Genomic DNA, 17,830 nt, shown 5'->3' with positions numbered 1-17,830 from the left:
GGACACCGGTGCGAAAGGTGGCAGTGATGCTCTCGGCAAAAGGCCTGTTCCAGGAGATCCTCGACGACGACGAGGCGTTCCGGCTGTTCTGCTCCATCGCCGCGGGCGGGGAGGCCCAGGGCGGTTGGGAGAACGGCCGCATCGCCGCGCTCGTCCCCTCGGGGCTACGTGAACTCGCGCCCAAGGTGGCCCGGCACGGCGCCGACGAGGACAAACACGGCCGGATCTTCAACGCGCTGCTGAAGCAGCGCGGACTCCAGCCGGTGGCGGTGCCCTACGAGACCGACTACACCCTCCTGCTGGAACGCCACGGCATCGGCCTGGCCCACGACCGGCTCGGCCGGGAGGAACCCCTCACCGAACGGGACATCATCGTCTACCTGGCCCACAGCAGGGTCACCGAACAACGCGCCTCCGAACAGATGCGGCTCCTGCTCAAGCACTTCGCCGAGCATCCCGTCCTCGGCCGCGCCGTGAAGATGATCTCGCGGGACGAGGACCACCACCTCGCCTACTGCCACGAGGAACTCCTCCGCTTCGCCCGCGCCGGACACGGCCGGACGATCCAGTCCGTGCTGCGGGAGTGCGCCAGGGCCGAGATCCGCGTGTACCGCGACGTCAGCCTCGCCGTGATGAACCACATGGGCTCCGTGCTGCGCTGGCCCCGCGCCAAGGCCGCCGTGCTCGCCGCGGGCATCCACGCGATGTACGCCTACGAGCGACTGGTGGGCTGGCGGCGCATGGTGAGCCTCGAACAGCCCGCCCTGCGCGACGCACTGGGCACACCGGCCGTACCCGAGACCGAATACGCCTGAGACGGGCCGCCGCCCCGGCTACAGCCAGCCGCGGCGCTTGAACAGGCGGTACAGCCCGACGACGGCGAAGCCCATCAGCGCGATGACCGCCGGGTAGGTCCACACCCAGCCGAGCTCCGGCATGTGCGTGAAGTTCATGCCGTAGATCCCCGCGACCATGGTCGGCACAGCGGCCATCGCGGCCCACGCCGAGATCTTCCGCATGTCGTCGTTCTGCCGGACACCCACCTGCGCCAGATGCGCGGACAGGATGTCCGAGAGCAGCCGGTCGAGTCCTTCCACGTGCTCGACGGCACGTGTCAGATGGTCGTTCACGTCCCGGAAGAACGGCTGCGAGTCCGTGTCGACGAACGGCACGCCCGCACTCGACAGCCTCGCCATCGGCGCGCCCAGCGGATTCGTCGCCCGCCGGAATTCGAGCACCTGACGCTTGAAGGTGTAGATGCTCGCGGCCGTGTTCTTGGAGTCCCCGGTTCCCGCCGGGGCGAAGACGTCGGCCTCCAGCTCCTCCAGGTCGATCTGGAGTTCCGCCGCGACCTCGATGTAGTGGTCCACCACGGCGTCGCTGACCGCGTAGAGCACGGACGTGGGCCCGTGCCTGAGGACCTCGGGCTCGGCCTCCAGCCGGCGGCGGACCGCCGCGAGCGGCGCACCCTCTCCGTGCCGCACGGTCACCACGAAGGAATCCCCTATGAACAGCATCAGCTCGCCGGCGCTCACGGTGTCGCTCTCCGGCTCGTAGACCACCGGTTTGATGACGACGAAGAGCGAGTCGTCGTAGATCTCCAGCTTCGGCCGCTGATGGGCCTGCAGGGCGTCCTCCACCGCCAGCGGGTGCAGCGAGAACTCGCTGCTGACCAGGTCGAACTCCTTCTCCGTCGGCTCGTGCAGCCCGATCCAGACGAAGGCGTCCCCGGCGGCACGTGCCTCGTCGAGGGCATCGGAGAAATCGGCGGGACCCTCGGTCCGGCGCCCGTCCCGGTAAATTCCGCAGTCGACGATCACCCGCGCATTGTTCCCTGCCGCACCGCGTTCACGCACCTCTAGGCTGGCAGGTATGCCCACGCTGCTTCTTGTACGTCACGGACGCTCGACCGCCAACACCTCCGGAGTGCTCGCGGGCCGGACCCCAGGTGTCTCCCTCGACGAACGCGGCGCCGAACAGGCCGCCGCACTGCCCGGCCGGCTGGCGGCGCTCCCGCTCGCGGCCGTGGTCAGCAGCCCGCTGCAGCGCTGCCGCGAGACGCTCCAGCCGCTGCTCGACGCCCGCCCGGACCTCACCCCGCACACCGAGGACCGGATCAGCGAGTGCGACTACGGGGACTGGTCGGGGCGCAAGCTCGCCGAGCTCTCCGACGAACCGCTGATGAAGGTCGTCCAGCAGCACCCCTCGGCCGCCGCCTTCCCCGGTGGGGAGTCCATGCGGGCCATGCAGGCGCGGGCCGTCGACGCGGTGCGGGACTGGAACGCCCGCATCGAGGCGGAACACGGCGAGGACGCCACGTATCTGATGTGCTCGCACGGCGACATCATCAAGTCGCTCGTCGCCGACGCGCTCGGCATGCACCTCGACCTCTTCCAGCGCGTCCAGGCCGACCCGTGCTCGGTCACCGCGATCCGCTACACACGGCTGCGCCCCTTCCTCCTCCGCCTCGGCGACACCGGCGACTTCGCGTCCCTGATGCCGCGGGAACAGGCCGTCGGGGCCGACGCGGCGGCGGACACGGCAACGGACGCGGCCGTCGGGGGCGGCGCTGGGGCACCGTGATCGCCGGGGGCAGTAGGGTGGACGCGCCGTAGAGGCCCTGTGGAAGATCCCGCGGGGCCCCAGGGCCCCGCCCCATCCGCCATCAGATTCTCAAGGGAGACAGGACGTGTCCCGTCAGGTGTTCCTCTACGACCCACCGGACCGTTTCGTGGCCGGTACGGTCGGGCTGCCTGGCCGCCGTACGTTTTTCCTCCAGGCATCCTCGCGGGGACGGGTCACGAGTGTGGCCCTGGAGAAGACCCAGGTCTCCGCGCTGGCCGAACGGATCGACGAACTCCTCGACGAGGTGGTCCGGCGGACCGGCGGCAACTCACCGGTGCCGGCCGTGGCACCCATGGACGTCACCGACACCGCACCGCTCGACGTCCCCGTCGAGGAGGAGTTCAGGGTCGGGACGATGGCACTCGCCTGGGACGGCGAGGAGCAGCGCATGATCGTCGAGGCGCAGGCTCTCGTCGAACTGGACGCCGACTCCGAGGACGACCTCGCGGAGGCGGAGGAGAAGCTCCTGCAGGACGAGGAGAACGGTCCGCCGATGCTGCGCGTCCGGCTGAGCGGTGCTCAGGCACGGGCGTTCGCCAAACGCGCGCTGGACGTCGTGAACGCGGGCCGGCCGCCCTGCCCGCTGTGCAGCCTCCCTCTCGATCCGGAAGGACACGTATGCCCGCGCCAGAACGGATACCGTCGCGGGGCCTGACGGAGGGCGGACTGCGCACCCTGCTGGCCGAGGGGGAGCTGACGGTCCTCGGCCAGGTCAGGGGCGCGTCGAACGCGGTGCTGTACTGCACGGTCGCCCACGAGGGCGAGGAACGCCCCTGTGTCTACAAGCCGGTCGCCGGCGAGCAGCCGCTGTGGGACTTCCCGGACGGCACGCTCGCCCGGCGCGAGGTCGCGGCGTACGAGATCTCCGAGGCCACCGGCTGGGGACTCGTACCGCCCACGGTCCTGCGGGAAGGCCCCTACGGCGAGGGGATGTGCCAGCTGTGGATCGAGGCGGAGCCCGACGACACCGCTGACGGTGACCGGTCGGCCGACGGTCTGCCGCCCCTGCTCGCGCTCGTCGAGGGCGACGAGCCGGGGGACGGCTGGAAGGCCGTCGGCCTCGCCGACGTGGGGGAGGGGAAGACGGCCCTGCTGGTGCACGCCGACGATCCCCGGCTGCGCAGGCTCGCGGTTCTGGACGCGGTGATCAACAACGGTGACCGCAAGGGGGGACACCTGCTCCCGGCACCCGGCGGGCGGCTGTACGGCATCGACCACGGCGTCACCTTCAACGCCGACGACAAGCTGCGGACGCTGCTCTGGGGGTGGGCCGGTGAGCCGCTGACGGCGGAGGCCGCAGAGGTCCTCGACCGGCTGTCCGCCGGGCTGGAACCGGGAGCGGCGCTCGCCACCCGGTTGGCGGAACTCATCACCGCGGCGGAGATGGATGCCCTGCGCGACCGGGTGGAGAGCCTCCGCGAGACCGGCCGCCATCCTCGGCCGAGCGGTGACTGGCCACCGATCCCCTGGCCGCCGGTGTAGCGGGACGGGGACCTGATCAAGTCTGTCCGGCGAGGAATGCACGCCGGCCGGAGACGCGCAAGAGCGCCTCTTCGGCCACGATCAGCCATCCGGTTCGTATCCGGAAGCAACGTCCGGTTACGCTCATGACATGCATGCCTGGCCCGCTTCTGAGGTCCCCGCCCTGCCTGGCAAGGGCCGCGACCTTCGGATCCACGACACCGCGACCGGCGGACGGATCACCCTTGACCCCGGTCCCGTCGCCCGCATCTACGTCTGCGGCATCACGCCGTACGACGCGACCCACATGGGTCATGCGGCGACCTACAACGCGTTCGACCTCGTCCAACGCGTGTGGCTCGACACCAAGCGGCAGGTTCACTACGTCCAGAACGTGACCGACGTGGATGATCCGCTGCTGGAGCGGGCCGTACGTGACGGCGAGGACTGGACCGAGCTCGCCGAGCGCGAGACGGCTCTCTTCCGGGAGGACATGACCGCCCTGCGCATGCTGCCCCCGAAGCACTACATCGGGGCCGTCGAGGCGATACCCGGCATCGTCCCGCTCGTGGAACGCCTCCGCGACGCGGGCGCGGCCTACGAACTCGACGGTGACGTGTACTTCTCCGTCGAGTGCGACCCGCACTTCGGCGAGGTCTCGGGCCTGGACGCCGAGGCCATGCGGCTGCTCTCCGCCGAGCGTGGCGGGGACCCGGAGCGCCTCGGCAAGAAGAACCCCCTCGACCCGATGCTCTGGATGGCCGCCCGCGAGGGCGAGCCGAGCTGGGACGGAGGCACCCTCGGGCGCGGCAGGCCCGGCTGGCACATCGAGTGCGTCGCCATCGCGCTGGACCACCTGGGCATGACCTTCGACGTCCAGGGCGGTGGCTCCGACCTCGCCTTCCCGCACCACGAGATGGGCGCCTCGCACGCCCAGGTGCTGACCGGCGAGCACCCCTTCGCCCGTGCCTACGTGCACGCCGGCATGGTCGCCCTGAACGGCGAGAAGATGTCCAAGTCCAAGGGCAACCTCGTCTTCGTGTCGGCACTGCGCCGGGACGACGTGGACCCCGCCGCGATCAGGCTCGCCCTGCTCGCCAACCACTACAGGTCCGACTGGGAGTGGACCGACCAGGTGCTCGACGACGCCGTCGAGCGACTCGCCCGCTGGCGTGCCGCGGTCTCCCGACCGGACGGGCTCTCCGCCGACGCCCTGGTCGAGGAGGTGCGGGAGGCGCTGGCCGACGACCTGGACTCCCCGGCCGCACTCGCCGCCGTGGACCGCTGGGCCGCCGCGCAGAGCGCGGACGGCGGCACGGACGAGGGCGCGCCCGGGCTCGTCTCACGGACCGTCGACGCCCTGCTGGGTGTCGCCCTGTAGTACTCCCGGACCGACGAACGGCCCCGGACCACGCGTCACGCGCGGTCCGGGGCCGTTTCACCGTCCGGAGGGGAGTCAGCCGAGGGGAGTCAGTCGTCCGAGGCGTCCTCGTCCGGCCCGGCCTGCGGCGGATCCTCGGGTGCGGGGCCCCCTTCGGCGTCCTGGGATTTGGCCCGGCCCTTGCCCGGCTCCGGGCCCTTCCCCTTGTCCGGGCGCGGCGGCTTCGGCGGTCTCGTGCGGCCGCCGGACGTGTCCCGCAGATACGGCACGTCACCGCTCTCCGTGGCGTGACCGCCCGGTGCCTGGCCCGGCCCGCCGATGTCCCTGCGCCGCAGATACCGCTCGAACTCACGGGCGATGGCCTCGCCGGACGCCTCGGGCAGCTCGGCGGTGTCCCGCGCTTCCTCCAGGGTCTGCACGTACTCCGCGACCTCACTGTCCTCGGCGGCCAGCTGGTCGACCCCGAGCTGCCATGCGCGGGCGTCCTCGGGCAGCTCGCCCAGCGGGATCCGCAGCCCGAGCAGATCCTCGAGACGGTTCAGGAGCGCCAGCGTCGCCTTCGGGTTGGGCGGCTGCGACACGTAGTGAGGCACCGCTGCCCAGAGGCTCACGGCGGGCACGCCCGCATGCGTGCAGGCCTCCTGGAGGATGCCCACGATGCCGGTCGGCCCCTCGTACCGGGTCTCCTCCAGATCCATGGTCCTGGCCAGGTCCGGATCCGAGGTGACCCCGCTGACGGGCACCGGCCTGGTGTGCGGGGTGTCGCCGAGCAGCGCCCCCAGGATGACGACCATCTCGACGCCCAGCTCATGGGCGAAGCCCAAGATCTCGTTGCAGTACGAGCGCCAGCGCATGGAGGGTTCGATGCCTCGGATCAGCACCAGGTCACGGGGCTTCTCGCCGCCGACCCGGACCACGGAGAGCCGCGTGGTGGGCCAGGTGATCTTCCGCGTGCCGCCGTCCAGCCACACCGTGGGCCGGTTGACCTGGAAGTCGTAGTAGTCCTCGGCGTCGAGCGCCGCGAAGACCTCGCCCTTCCACTCCCGGTCCAGATGCGCGACCGCTGTGGAGGCGGCGTCACCGGCGTCGTTCCAGCCCTCGAACGCGGCCACCATGACCGGGTCGACCAGCTCGGGTACCCCCTCGAGCTCGATCACCCAGGCCTCCTTCCGAAGTTCCCTTGTGTACGGACCAACCTTACGGCTTCCGTTCCCTTCCGCCCCAGGCCGTTTGCGTGCGGAGGTGAAGCGTGCCACCGCTTGATTCATCCGATCTGTCCCGAAGTCGAACTGATCAAACTTCGGACGGACCCTGGACTGCGAGGCCCGCAGCGGGCTATACATCGGATGACCAATGAGAGATCCGATGTTATTCCCCTGGGGGCGCACATGAGTCTGACCGTCATGGATTTCGAGGTCGACGACATCCGGTTTCCCACCTCGGAACAGCTGGACGGCTCGGACGCCATGAACCCCGACCCCGACTACTCCGCCGCCTACGTCGTCCTGCGCACGGACGGCGCGGGCGAGGAGGGGCACGGATTCTGCTTCACCATCGGCCGTGGCAACGATGTCATGGCCGCCGCGATCGAGAACCTCCGGCCCTACGTGGCCGGGCGTCCCGTCCCGCGCACCGCCGCGGACCTCGCCGCCCTGTACCGGACGCTCACGCACGATTCCCAGCTGCGCTGGCTCGGCCCCGAGAAGGGCGTGATGCACATGGCGGCCGGAGCGGTCGTCAACGCCGCCTGGGACCTCGCGGCGAAACTGGCAGGGAAGCCCGTCTGGCGGTTCCTCGCGGAGATGACCCCGGAGGAGCTCGTCTCCCTCGTCGATTTCCGCTACCTCACGGACGCCCTCACCCCGCAGGAGGCGCTCGGCATCCTCCGGGCCGCGGAGCCGGGCCGTGCCGAACGCACCGGGAGGCTGCTGGCCGAAGGCTATCCCGCGTACACCACGTCACCCGGCTGGCTGGGGTACGACGACGACAAGCTCGTACGCCTGGCCGAGGAGGCCGTCGCGGACGGCTTCACCCAGATCAAGCTGAAGGTCGGTGCCGACCTGGACGACGACGTCCGGAGGCTCGCGCTCGCGCGTGAGGCCGTCGGCCCCGGCGTCCGGATCGCCGTCGACGCCAACCAGCGCTGGGACGTGGCCGAGGCGGTGGAGTGGATGAACGCGCTCGCCCCGTACGACCCGTACTGGATCGAGGAACCGACCAGCCCCGACGACGTACTCGGCCACGCCGCCGTGCGCGCCGGGCAGCCGGTCAAGGTCGCCACCGGCGAACACATCGCCAACCGGGTCGTGTTCAAGCAGCTGCTGCAGGCCGAAGCCGTCGACTTCGTCCAGATCGACGCCGCACGCGTCGCCGGCGTCAACGAGAACCTCGCGGTCCTGCTGCTCGCCGCCAAGTACGGCGTCCCGGTGTGCCCCCACGCGGGGGGCGTCGGGCTGTGCGAACTGGTCCAGCACCTCTCGATGTTCGACTACGTCGCGGTCTCCGGCAGCCGTGAGGACCGCGTCATCGAATACGTCGACCACCTCCACGAGCACTTCGCCGACCCGGTCGTCATCGCGGACGGCCACTACGTCGCCCCGCGCGAACCGGGCTTCTCCGCCCGGATGCTCCCGGCCTCGATCGCCGCACACCGCTACCCGCAGGGCCCCGTCTGGCAGGCCCGCCGCACCCCCGAGGAGACCGGCTGATGGCCCGTACGCAGGATTTCGACGGACTGTCCGCCCTGGTGACGGGCGGCGCATCCGGTATCGGGGCCGCCGTGGCGACCCTGCTGCTCGCCCGCGGGGCGCGCGTCGCGGTCCTGGACCGCGACACCGAGGGGGCACCCGAGGGGGCGCTCGCCATCGAGGCCGACGTGACGGACGACGGCGCCGTACGGACCGCGGTCGACCGGGCTGCCGCCGAGCTGGGCGGGCTGCACACCGTGGTGTCCAACGCGGGAATCGGCTCGATCGGCACCGTCGAGGACAACCCCGACACGGAGTGGGTCCGCGTACTGGACATCAACGTGCTCGGTATGGTCCGCACCGCCCGCCATGCCCTGCCCCATCTGCGCCGCGCCGCCGCCGAGCGGCCCGGGGCCGTGTCGATCACCCAGACCTGCTCCATCGCCGCGACCGCGGGCATTCCGCAGCGCGCGCTCTACAGCGCGAGCAAGGGAGCGGTGCTCTCCCTCACCCTCGCGATGGCGGCCGACCACGTCCGTGAGGGCGTCAGGGTCAACTGCGTCAACCCGGGGACCGCGGACACGCCCTGGATCGGCCGTCTGCTCGGGCAGGCGGAGGACCCGGAGGCGGAGCGGGCCGCGCTCGACGCCCGCCAGCCGCTCGGACGCCTGGTGTCCGCCGACGAGGTGGCAGCCGCCGTCGTCTACCTGGCGAGCCCGGCGGCCGCGTCCGTCACCGGCACCGCGCTCGCCGTCGACGGCGGGATGCAGGGCCTGCGCCTGAGGCCGGCCTAGGTGTATTGACCCTCACAGGGTTGAGCGCAGCCACTGCTCCACGCTGGCCACGTGCACCGTCGCCCAGGACCGGGCCGCCTCGGCGTCCCGGTCCCGGAGTGCGGTGAGGATCGCCCGGTGCTCGCGCAGGGTGCGGCTGACCGCGTCCTCCTGCGTCAGCCCGCGCCACACCCTGGCCCTGGTGGTCGGGCCGGACAGGCCGTCCAGCAGGGAGCACAGCACGGAGTTGCCGCCGGCCTGGACGATGCTCCGGTGGAACTCCAGATCGCCCGCCACCAGCGCCTCCACCGAGGGATCGGGGCCCAGCGCGTCCAGCTGGGCGTCCAGGGCGTCGAGCTGTTCCTCCGTGATGCGCGACGCCGCCATCCCCGTGGCGGCCGGCTCCAGGATCCGGCGTACCGCGAAGAACTCCAGCACCGTGTCGTCGCGGTGGAAGTCCACCACGAAGCTGAGGGCCTCCAGGAGCAGTTGCGGGTCGAGGCTGGTGACGTAGGTGCCGTCGCCCTGACGCACGTCGAGGATCCGGATCAGTGACAGCGCGCGCACCGCCTCGCGCAACGAGTTGCGCGACAGGCCCAGTTCGGCCGCGAGCTCGCTCTCCTTGGGGAGCCGGTCGCCCGGGGCCAGGGCGCCTGAGACGATCATTCCCTTGATCTTCTCGATCGCTTCATCGGTGACGGCCATAAGGGGCCTCCTCGCACACAAGACATCCGATGTATGCCCCCATTATGCGGCCCGTGGCGGCTGCCGTGCCCCGCCCGTTCACAGACCCCGCGCACGCTCCACGAGGAGCCGGTGGAGGTCACGTGCCGCGCGGGGGACGGAGCCCGACCTGCGGCGCTGGAGCACCAGGAGAACGGCGGCGCCGACATCGTCGAGCGGCCGGCACACGATCGTGCCGCTGCGCTCCAAGGGATCGCCCACGACGCTGAAGTCGGGCAGCACCGTCGCGCCGAGCCCCTCCGCCACCATCAGTTTGCCCATCTCCGCGCCGTCCGTGGAGTACGAGAAGGCGGGGGAGCGTCCTGCGAGCAGCCGGTGCACGAACCGGTGCATGACGTAACCGGCGCGCATCACGATGAGGGGCTCCGCCAGGAGATCGCTCACCCGGACGGTCTCCCTGGCCGCCAGGGGGCTGTCGGGGCGCATGCAGACCACGGCCCGCCCGCGCAGCAGCTCCGTCGTGTGGAAGTCGGGCGGCATGTCGTCGCCCTGGAGGTAGTTGACGAGCCCGAGGTCGAACCCGCCTTCCAGGAGGGAGCGGTGGATCTCGGCCTGCTGCGCCCCGACGACCTCCACCTGGGTCATGGGATGGCTCGCACGGAACTCGCGCACCGCGGGCACGAGCAGGGGGACCGTCGCCGCGTTGACCGTCCCGAGCCGGATCATCCGGCTGATGTGGTGCTGGTCGTCGGCCGCCCTCCGCAGCCGGTCGACCGCGTCGATCACACCGATGATGTGCGGCAGCAGCTCCCGGCCCTCGTCGCTGATCTTCGCACCGGAGCGTCTGCGGTCCAGGAGATCCACCCCGAGCTCGCGTTCGAGGTTGCGCACGGTCTCGCTCAGCGCGGGCTGGGAGAGATGAAGCTCCTCGGCGGCCCGGCGCAGCGAACCCAGCCGTGTCACCGCCTCGATGTACTCGAGCTGTTCCACGCGCATGGCCACGCACCTCCGGGAGCGGGACGAGTGCACCGACACGGCCGGTTGAAGGGAAACCCTATCAACGGCTCGTGATTGCCTACTCGACTGCCGGCGCCGGAGATGGCTAGTGTGAGAGCCATGAAGGACCGACGGAATTTCACGCAGCGACGTCATATCGACCTCGCACGTGTCGCCAGTGCGTTCTGTTGTCGCGAAGTCTGAGGGACCCCTCCTTCGCGCACCGCTCCATCCTGTTCTGACCAGGACGGGCCCGCCCGTTTCCGGGATCTCCCCCCGCCGGTGACCCGGCACTCCTCGCCGACGCCCGTACCGCTTCGCGCCGCACCGCCGCCTCGCGCCGCTCCCCGCCGCCCAAGGCCGTCCGTGTCGCCGCGTGCCGGTCCGCGCGCCGTGCCGTGCGGCCCCGTGCCGTAACGCGCCGACCTGTACCGAGGACTGCCCGGCCACCCAGCCCTGCCCGCTCACCCCCGACTCCGGGAGTCCTCATGCCCATTTCGCAATCCGTCGACCCCTTGCGCTTCGCGTACTGGGTGCCCAACGTCAGCGGCGGCCTGGTCACCAGCCGGATCGAACAGCGCACCGACTGGGGCTACGACTACAACCGTGAGCTCGCCGTGCTCGCCGAGAACAACGGCTTCGACTACGCGCTCAGCCAGGTCCGTTACATGGCCAGTTACGGCGCCGAGTACCAGCACGAGTCGACCTCCTTCAGCCTCGCCCTGCTGCTGGCCACCGAGCGGCTCAAGGTCATCGCCGCCGTCCATCCGGGCCTGTGGCACCCGGGCGTACTCGCCAAGCTGGGCGCGACCGCCGACCACCTGTCCAAGGGGCGGTTCGCGGTCAATGTCGTCAGCGGATGGTTCAAGGACGAGTTCACCGCGCTCGGCGAACCCTGGCTGGAGCACGACGAGCGCTACCGCCGCTCGGAGGAGTTCATCCGGGCCCTGCGCTCCGTCTGGACCGAGGACCACGCCGAACTGGCCGGCGACTTCTACCGGATCCGGGACTTCTCGCTCAAGCCCAAGCCGCTCAACACCGCCGACCGCCCGCACCCGGAGATCTTCCAGGGCGGCAACTCCACGGCCGCCCGGGCCATGGCGGGCCGGGTCTCCGACTGGTACTTCAGCAACGGCAAGGACTTCGACGGCGTCACCGAACAGATCCAGGACGTGGCCAGGTCCGCCGCCGCAGCAGGCCGCACCGCCCCGAAATTCGGGCTCAACGGCTTCATCATCGCCCGTGACACCGAGGCGGAGGCCCGCGAGACCCTCCGGGAGATCGTCGCCAAGGCCGATTCCGAGGCCGTCGAGGGCTTCGGCTCCGCGGTCAAACAGGCCGGACGGTCCGCCGCCGACGGCAGGGGCATGTGGCAGGACTCCTCCTTCGAGGACCTCGTCCAGTACAACGACGGCTTCCGTACGGGCCTGATCGGCACCCCGGAACAGATCGCCGAGCGGATCGTCGCCTACAAGCGGCTCGGCGTCGACCTCCTCCTCCTGGGCTTCCTGCACTACCTCGAAGAGGTCGAGTACTTCGGCAGGAAGGTGCTGCCCCTCGTCCGCGAACTGGAGGCGCAGCAGCCCGAACCCGCCCGCTCCTGAACCACCCCGCACCCCACCACGAGAGGTCCACGATGAGCACCGTCGCACCCACCGACTGGCAGACCAGGCCCGCCCCCCAGGACGCCCAGGGCTGGACCGCCCGCGCCGCCGAGGTCGCCGCCGTCCTCGCCACCGACGCCGCAGCCCGTGACAAGGCCGGCGCCACGCCCCACGCCGAGGTCCGGCTCCTCAAGGACTCAGGCCTCGTCACCCTCCTCGGCCCCGCCACGCACGGCGGCGCCGGCCAGGACTGGACCACTGCCTACCGCGTCGTGCGCGAGGTCTCCAAGGCCGACGGTTCCATCGGCCAGCTCCTCGGCTACCACTACCTCTGGAACTGGGCCGCCCGTCTCGTCGGCACCAGGGAACAGTGGGAGCACGTCGAGGCCCAAGCCGCCCGCAACCAGTGGTTCTTCGGCGGCGCGGTCAACCCCCGCGACAACGACGTGACCGTCACCGAGGACGGTGACGACCTCCTCTTCACCGGCCGGAAGACCTTCTCCACCGGCAGCCGGGTCTCCGACGTCACCGTGCTGGAAGGTGTTCTGGAAGGCACCGACAAGCACGTCTTCGCCATCGTCCCCTCCGACAGCGAGGGACTGACCTTCCACGACGACTGGGACAACATCGGCCAGCGGCTCACCGAGAGCGGCGGCGTCACCCTCGACGGCGTACGCACCCCCTGGTCATCGGCCGCAGGATTCGTCGACAAGGAGTTCCTTCCCCGGACGTACAACACCCTCAACGTCCCCGTCATCCAGCTGGTCTTCGTCAGCTTCTACCTCGGCATCGCCGCCGGAGCCCTGGAGACCGCGGCCGGCTACACCCGCACCAAGTCACGCTCCTGGCTGCACGGCGGCTACGACAAGGCCGTCGACGAGCCCTACGTCATCGACATCTACGGCGACCTCACCGCGAAGCTCTGGGCCGTCGAGGCCCTGGCCGACGCCGTCGCCCTCGAAGGCCAGGCGCTGCACGAGGACCCCGACGCCGTCACCGAGCAGACCCGTGCCGCGTTCGAGGTCCGCGTAGCCGCAGCCAAGGCCCGCGCCACCGACGTCGCCCTGGAGGTCACCAGCAAGATCTTCGAGGTCACCGGCGCCCGCGCCACCGCGTCCGCCGAGGGCTTCGACCGCTTCTGGCGCAACGTCCGCACCCACACCCTGCACGATCCGGTCGCCTACAAGCGCCGCGAGGTCGGCCGGCACGTCCTCACCGGGGAACTGCCCGAGCCCACCTGGTACTCCTGACCGCCCCCGGCGTGCCCGTACCCGCACGGGCACGCCGGCCCCCGGGTGTCTTTCGACCACCACCACGAATAGAGGGCCCATGGCCACCGTCCTGTCCGTCTCGGGAAGCCCCTCCGCCACCTCCCGCACCGCCCGGCTGCTGCGCCACCTCGACACACAGCTCGCAGACCGGGGCCACACGGTCGTTCCGTTCGACGTCCGCACACTTCCCGCCGACGCCCTGCTGCGCGCCGACTTCGGCCATCCGGCCGTGGCCGGAGCCCTGGACCTGTTCGCGGCGGCCGACGGAGTCGTCATCGGCACACCCGTCTACAAGGCGGCCTACTCCGGCCTGCTCAAGTCCCTCCTCGACCTCCTGCCGCAGTACGCCCTCACCGGGAAGACCGTCCTGCCGCTGGCCACCGGCGGCAGCACCGCGCACGTCCTGGCCATCGACTACGCGCTGCGGCCCGTGCTCAGCTCGATGGGGGCCACCCACATCACCCAGGGCTGGTTCGTCCTGGACCGGCACATCTCGGTGTCCGCCGACGGAACCCTCACCGTCGAAACCGCCGACGCCGAGGCGCTCGGCGCGATCCTCGACGGGTTCGCCACCGCGCTGGAGAGCCGTGCACCGGTGGCCGTCCATGGCTGAGATCATCCGCGACGACGCCCAGGCACTGAAGAAGGCCGCCGAACTGGCCGCGGAATTCCGTACGGGAGCCCCGCGGCGCGACGCCGGACGCCTGCTGCCCCGCGCCGAACTGGACAAGCTCTCAGCGTCGGGTCTGCTGGCCGTCACCGTCCCGGCGGCTCACGGCGGCGCGGACGTAGGCGCGGTCACCCTCGCCCGGATCTTCCGGCTGCTGGCCTCGGCGGACGCCAGCATCGCGCAGATCCCGCAGAGCCACTTCGCGTACGTCAACGTGATCCGCAGGCAGGGCACACCGGAGCAACAGGCCTTCTTCTACGGCGAACTGCTGGCCGGCAAGCGGCTCGGCAACGCCCAGTCGGAGGCCGGGACCAAGCACGTCCAGGACATCCGCACCCGGCTGGAGCCCGCAGCCGACGGCTCGTACCTGCTGACCGGGGTGAAGAACTACGCGACCGGCGCGCTCTTCGCCGACTGGATCCCCGTGCTCGCCCTCGGCGCCGACGAGAAGCCGTACGTCGCCTACGTCCCGGCCGGCACCCCCGGCGTCACCGTCGTCGACGACTGGGACGGCATGGGCCAGCGCACCACCGCCAGCGGGACGGTGCGGCTGGAGGAGGTACCCGTGCCCGCCGACCGGGTGTTCGCCCACCATCTGACCTTCGAGGGCCCCCAGCTGCACGGCGCGGTCGCGCAGCTGCTGCACGCCGCGATCGACAGCGGGATCGCGGCCGGGGCGCTGGCCGAAGCGGCGGACTTCGTCCGGACGAAGAGCCGTCCCTGGTTCGAGAGCGGGTACGACACGGCGGCCGAGGATCCGCTGCTCATCCAGCGGTTCGGCGAACTCGACCTCCGGGTACGGGCCGCCGACGCGCTCCTGGACACGGCGGCCCGTGCGGTGGACACCGCCCAGGCCACCCTGACCGACGAGACCGCCGCGGCGGCGTCCCTCGCCGTCGCCGCCGCCAAGGTGTACGCGGCGGGCGCCGCCGTCGACGTGGCGGGAGCCCTCTTCGAGGTGGCCGGCACCCGCTCCGCCCTCGACTCGCTGAATCTGCACCGGCACTGGCGTGACGCCCGCACCCACACGCTCCACGACCCCGCCCGCTGGAAGATCCAGCACCTCGGCCGCCATGCCCTCAACGGCACCCGTCCACCCCGCCACGGCCTGCTGTGACGCCCCCGATCGGAGATCACCGGTGACTCTCACCTTCCACTGGTTCCTGCCCACCAACGGCGACAGCCGGCACGTCGTCGGAGGCGGCCACGGCACCCCCGTCACCGCGGCGGGCGGCGACCGCCCGCCCACCGTCCGCTACCTCGCCCAGATCGCGCGCGCCGCCGAGGACCTCGGCTTCGAGGGGGTCCTGACGCCCACCGGCGCCTGGTGCGAGGACGCCTGGCTGACCACCGCCATGGTCAGCCAGCACACCGAACGGCTGAAGTTCCTGGTCGCCTTCCGGCCCGGCTTCGTCTCGCCCACGCTCGCCGCGCAGATGGCCGCCACCTACCAGCGCCAGACCGGAGGACGGCTGCTGCTCAACGTGGTGACGGGCGGGGAGAGCCACGAGCAGCGCGCCTACGGCGACTTCCTCGACAAGGACGCGCGCTACGCCCGTACCGGCGAGTTTTTGGAGATCGTCCGGGACCTGTGGAACGGCAGGACGGTCGACCTGAAGGGGGAGCACCTCACCGTTGAGGACGCCCGGCTCACCCGGGTCCCCGACCCGGTGCCCGAGGTGTACTTCGGCGGCTCCTCGCCCGCCGCCGGCGTGGTCGCGGCCCGGCACGCGGACGTCTACCTCACCTGGGGCGAACCGCCCGCCCAGGTAGCCGGGAAGATCGCCTGGATACGGGGGCTCGCGGAGCGGGAGGGGCGCACCCCGCGCTTCGGGATCCGGCTCCACGTCATCGCCCGGGACACCTCCGAGCAGGCCTGGGCCGAGGCGGACCGCCTTCTGGCGGGCTTCGACCCCGCCACGGTGCGCTCCGTCCAGGAGGGCCTGGCCCGCAGTGAGTCCGACGGGCAGAAGCGGATGCTCGCCCTGCACGGCGGCGGTCGCGACGGCCTGGAGATCCACCCCAACCTGTGGGCGGGCATCGGTCTGGTCCGCGGTGGCGCGGGCACCGCCCTCGTGGGCAGCCACGAGGAGATCGCCGAACGTGTCGAGGAGTACCACCGTCTCGGCATCGACGAGTTCATCCTCTCCGGCTACCCGCACCTGGAGGAGGCGTACCGGTTCGGCGAGGGCGTCCTGCCCCGGCTCGCGGCCCGCGGACTCTGGGCCCACCCGGAAGGCCCGGCCGAGCCCGGGCCCGCCCAGGTTCCCTTCGCCGGGGCCCCGGCGGGGGCCTGAGCCCCGGGCCCCGGGCTCCGTGGGGCCCGGGGCCCCGGGATCACTCCCAGAGGGTGGTGGCCGCCTCGCGCCGGAGGACCGGGGCGATCTCCTCGGCGAACCGCTGGAGCGTCTCCAGCTGTTCGCCGAGGGACAGGCCGAAGCCGTCCACCGTGATCGACTGCAGGTCGTGCCGGTACACCGCGTGGTAGCCGAGGACCTTGTCGATGATCTGCTGAGGCGAGCCGATGAGCTGCGGCCCGTTCGCGATCGCGTCCTCGATCGTGCGGAACGGGGTGTTGTAGCCGGCCCTGCCTTCCAGGTGCGGCTTGAAGGTCTGGGCGACCCTGGCCTCGTACAGCTCCTTGTAGCGCTCGACCGCCTGCCGCGGGGTGTCCGCGATCAGCAGCCCGCCCGACCCCGCCGCCACCCGTGCTCCCGCCGGATCGTGCCCGTACGCCTCGAACCGCTCCCGGTAGTGGGCGATCAGCCTGGCGTACGCCTCACGCGGCTGGACCGCGTTGGCGGTGAAGAGCGGATCACCGTGCTTCGCCGCCAGTTCGGGGGAGTTGAGGCTGGTCGCCGAGCCGTGCCAGACGCGCGGCGCACCGGCGTACGGACGCGGCACGGTCGTCACGTTCTTCAGTGACGGACGGAACTCACCTTCCCAGTCCACTCCCTCCTCGGTCCACAGCCGCCGCAGCAGCTCGTACCTCTCCTTCTGCAGATCCCACTGCCGCTGCTCGTCGAGCCCGAACAGGTCGAAGTGGCCGGCCTCCGCGCCCTTGCCCACGACCAGCTCGATCCGGCCCCGGGCGATCTGGTCGAGTGTCGCGAAGTCCTCCGCCACCCGTACCGGATCGAGGATCGCGACCACCGTGACCCCCGTCAGCAGCCGGATGGTGCCGGTCCGGGCGGCCAGCGCACCCAGTACCACTCCGGGACTGGACGAGAGGAACGGCCCCGTGTGCCGCTCCCCGACCGCGTACGCGTCGAAGCCGAGGCGCTCCGCCGCCACCCCGGTCTCGATCACCTCGCGGAACCGTTCCGAGGCCGGGAGGAGTTCACCCGTCAACGGGTGCGGGGAGTGGCCGATGAGGGAGAGCACGGAGAACTTCACAGCAGTGGTTCCTTCCGTTCGTGCCCGGGGTGCGGGAGCGGCGGGACGAGATCCGGCACCGTTGAGCGCCGCCGACAGGTGTAATTCCCCTTGTGCGGTCACCCTTCCACTGTCCCCGCCTCATATTGCGCCCGTGTGGCCGCGATGTGGCACGGCACCGGCACACGCGGAGGGGCGGCTCCGGGAAGGATGCTGTTGGCGAATGCCCCTTCGTCGTGACGTCGGCCTGATCCATCTCGTTGGTGGGTCAGGCCGACGTTGTGTTTGGGGTGGGCAGATGTC

The 17,830-nt window shown here is 71.1% G+C and carries 18 protein-coding genes; 13 read left to right on the top strand and 5 right to left on the bottom strand.

What is annotated here, in order from left to right:
* Positions 1–26 precede the first annotated feature (26 nt).
* Complete coding sequence (locus ABT001_RS28595) at positions 27–815, top strand: ferritin-like domain-containing protein (protein ID WP_351283258.1); 789 nt, start codon at positions 27–29, stop codon at positions 813–815.
* A gap of 18 nt (positions 816–833) precedes the next feature.
* Here ABT001_RS28595 and corA read toward each other — a convergent pair whose 3' ends face one another.
* A complete protein-coding gene (corA, locus tag ABT001_RS28590) occupies positions 834–1,820 on the bottom strand; it encodes a magnesium/cobalt transporter CorA (RefSeq protein WP_351283256.1) in 987 nt (328 codons plus the stop codon).
* A 52-nt stretch (positions 1,821–1,872) separates the two neighbouring features.
* Here corA and ABT001_RS28585 point away from each other — a divergent pair, with 52 nt between their 5' ends.
* The 4 genes from ABT001_RS28585 to mshC all read left to right on the top strand — a co-directional run bounded on the left by ABT001_RS28585 (position 1,873) and on the right by mshC (position 5,467).
* Positions 1,873–2,583, top strand: coding sequence for a histidine phosphatase family protein (locus ABT001_RS28585; RefSeq protein ID WP_351283254.1), 711 nt, complete (start codon positions 1,873–1,875; stop codon positions 2,581–2,583).
* Between the two features lie 106 nt (positions 2,584–2,689).
* Positions 2,690–3,280, top strand: coding sequence for a DUF3090 domain-containing protein (locus ABT001_RS28580; RefSeq protein WP_351283252.1), 591 nt, complete (start codon positions 2,690–2,692; stop codon positions 3,278–3,280).
* The gene (locus ABT001_RS28575; protein ID WP_351283249.1) at positions 3,244–4,107 is read left to right on the top strand and encodes an SCO1664 family protein; all 864 of its coding nucleotides are present in this window, start codon (positions 3,244–3,246) and stop codon (positions 4,105–4,107) included. The genes ABT001_RS28580 and ABT001_RS28575 overlap by 37 nt, the downstream gene beginning before the upstream one ends.
* 130 nt (positions 4,108–4,237) lie before the next feature.
* A complete protein-coding gene (gene mshC, locus ABT001_RS28570) occupies positions 4,238–5,467 on the top strand; it encodes a cysteine--1-D-myo-inosityl 2-amino-2-deoxy-alpha-D-glucopyranoside ligase (RefSeq protein ID WP_351283246.1) in 1,230 nt (409 codons plus the stop codon).
* Between the two features lie 89 nt (positions 5,468–5,556).
* Here the strand turns inward: mshC and ABT001_RS28565 are convergent, their stop codons facing one another.
* Positions 5,557–6,624 carry a PAC2 family protein gene (locus tag ABT001_RS28565; RefSeq protein ID WP_351283244.1) on the bottom strand — a complete coding sequence of 356 codons (1,068 nt, stop codon included), beginning with the start codon at positions 6,622–6,624 and terminating at the stop codon, positions 5,557–5,559.
* Positions 6,625–6,855: 231 nt separating this feature from the next.
* Between ABT001_RS28565 and ABT001_RS28560 the strand changes: the two genes are divergently transcribed.
* Positions 6,856–8,175 carry an L-fuconate dehydratase gene (locus tag ABT001_RS28560; protein WP_351283241.1) on the top strand — a complete coding sequence of 440 codons (1,320 nt, stop codon included), beginning with the start codon at positions 6,856–6,858 and terminating at the stop codon, positions 8,173–8,175.
* Positions 8,175–8,948: an SDR family NAD(P)-dependent oxidoreductase gene (locus ABT001_RS28555; protein ID WP_351283239.1), complete on the top strand. Its 774-nt coding sequence runs from the start codon at positions 8,175–8,177 to the stop codon at positions 8,946–8,948. Before ABT001_RS28560 ends, ABT001_RS28555 begins: the two co-directional genes overlap by 1 nt.
* 12 nt (positions 8,949–8,960) lie before the next feature.
* Here the strand turns inward: ABT001_RS28555 and ABT001_RS28550 are convergent, their stop codons facing one another.
* Together ABT001_RS28550 and ABT001_RS28545 are read right to left on the bottom strand one after the other, a co-directional pair.
* On the bottom strand, positions 8,961–9,632 hold the full coding sequence (locus ABT001_RS28550; RefSeq protein ID WP_351283236.1) for a FadR/GntR family transcriptional regulator: 672 nt from the start codon (positions 9,630–9,632) through the stop codon (positions 8,961–8,963).
* A 78-nt stretch (positions 9,633–9,710) separates the two neighbouring features.
* Positions 9,711–10,607 carry a LysR family transcriptional regulator gene (locus tag ABT001_RS28545; protein ID WP_351283233.1) on the bottom strand — a complete coding sequence of 299 codons (897 nt, stop codon included), beginning with the start codon at positions 10,605–10,607 and terminating at the stop codon, positions 9,711–9,713.
* Positions 10,608–10,709: 102 nt separating this feature from the next.
* Here ABT001_RS28545 and ABT001_RS28540 point away from each other — a divergent pair, with 102 nt between their 5' ends.
* The 6 genes from ABT001_RS28540 to ABT001_RS28515 all read left to right on the top strand — a co-directional run bounded on the left by ABT001_RS28540 (position 10,710) and on the right by ABT001_RS28515 (position 16,449).
* On the top strand, positions 10,710–10,811 hold the full coding sequence (locus ABT001_RS28540) for a putative leader peptide (RefSeq protein WP_351283230.1): 102 nt from the start codon (positions 10,710–10,712) through the stop codon (positions 10,809–10,811).
* Between the two features lie 284 nt (positions 10,812–11,095).
* Entirely contained in the window at positions 11,096–12,211 is a 1,116-nt protein-coding gene (gene sfnG / locus ABT001_RS28535) for a dimethylsulfone monooxygenase SfnG (RefSeq protein ID WP_351283228.1), read from the top strand.
* Between the two features lie 32 nt (positions 12,212–12,243).
* On the top strand, positions 12,244–13,461 hold the full coding sequence (locus ABT001_RS28530; protein WP_351283225.1) for an acyl-CoA dehydrogenase family protein: 1,218 nt from the start codon (positions 12,244–12,246) through the stop codon (positions 13,459–13,461).
* Positions 13,462–13,540: 79 nt separating this feature from the next.
* Positions 13,541–14,095 carry an NADPH-dependent FMN reductase gene (ssuE, locus tag ABT001_RS28525; protein WP_351283222.1) on the top strand — a complete coding sequence of 185 codons (555 nt, stop codon included), beginning with the start codon at positions 13,541–13,543 and terminating at the stop codon, positions 14,093–14,095.
* Positions 14,088–15,269 carry an SfnB family sulfur acquisition oxidoreductase gene (locus tag ABT001_RS28520; RefSeq protein WP_351283220.1) on the top strand — a complete coding sequence of 394 codons (1,182 nt, stop codon included), beginning with the start codon at positions 14,088–14,090 and terminating at the stop codon, positions 15,267–15,269. The genes ssuE and ABT001_RS28520 overlap by 8 nt, the downstream gene beginning before the upstream one ends.
* Before the next feature lie 22 nt (positions 15,270–15,291).
* A complete protein-coding gene (locus ABT001_RS28515; protein ID WP_351283217.1) occupies positions 15,292–16,449 on the top strand; it encodes an LLM class flavin-dependent oxidoreductase in 1,158 nt (385 codons plus the stop codon).
* A gap of 40 nt (positions 16,450–16,489) precedes the next feature.
* Here the strand turns inward: ABT001_RS28515 and ABT001_RS28510 are convergent, their stop codons facing one another.
* Positions 16,490–17,548, bottom strand: a complete 1,059-nt coding sequence (locus ABT001_RS28510; RefSeq protein WP_351283215.1) for an LLM class flavin-dependent oxidoreductase — start codon at positions 17,546–17,548, stop codon at positions 16,490–16,492.
* Positions 17,549–17,830 lie beyond the last annotated feature (282 nt).

The sequence above is a fragment of the Streptomyces sp. NPDC002793 genome (genome assembly GCF_040295485.1).
Classification (GTDB): Bacteria; Actinomycetota; Actinomycetes; order Streptomycetales; family Streptomycetaceae; genus Streptomyces.
Note: the sequence above shows the minus strand (reverse complement) of the source record. Positions and strands in the feature narration are given on the sequence as shown.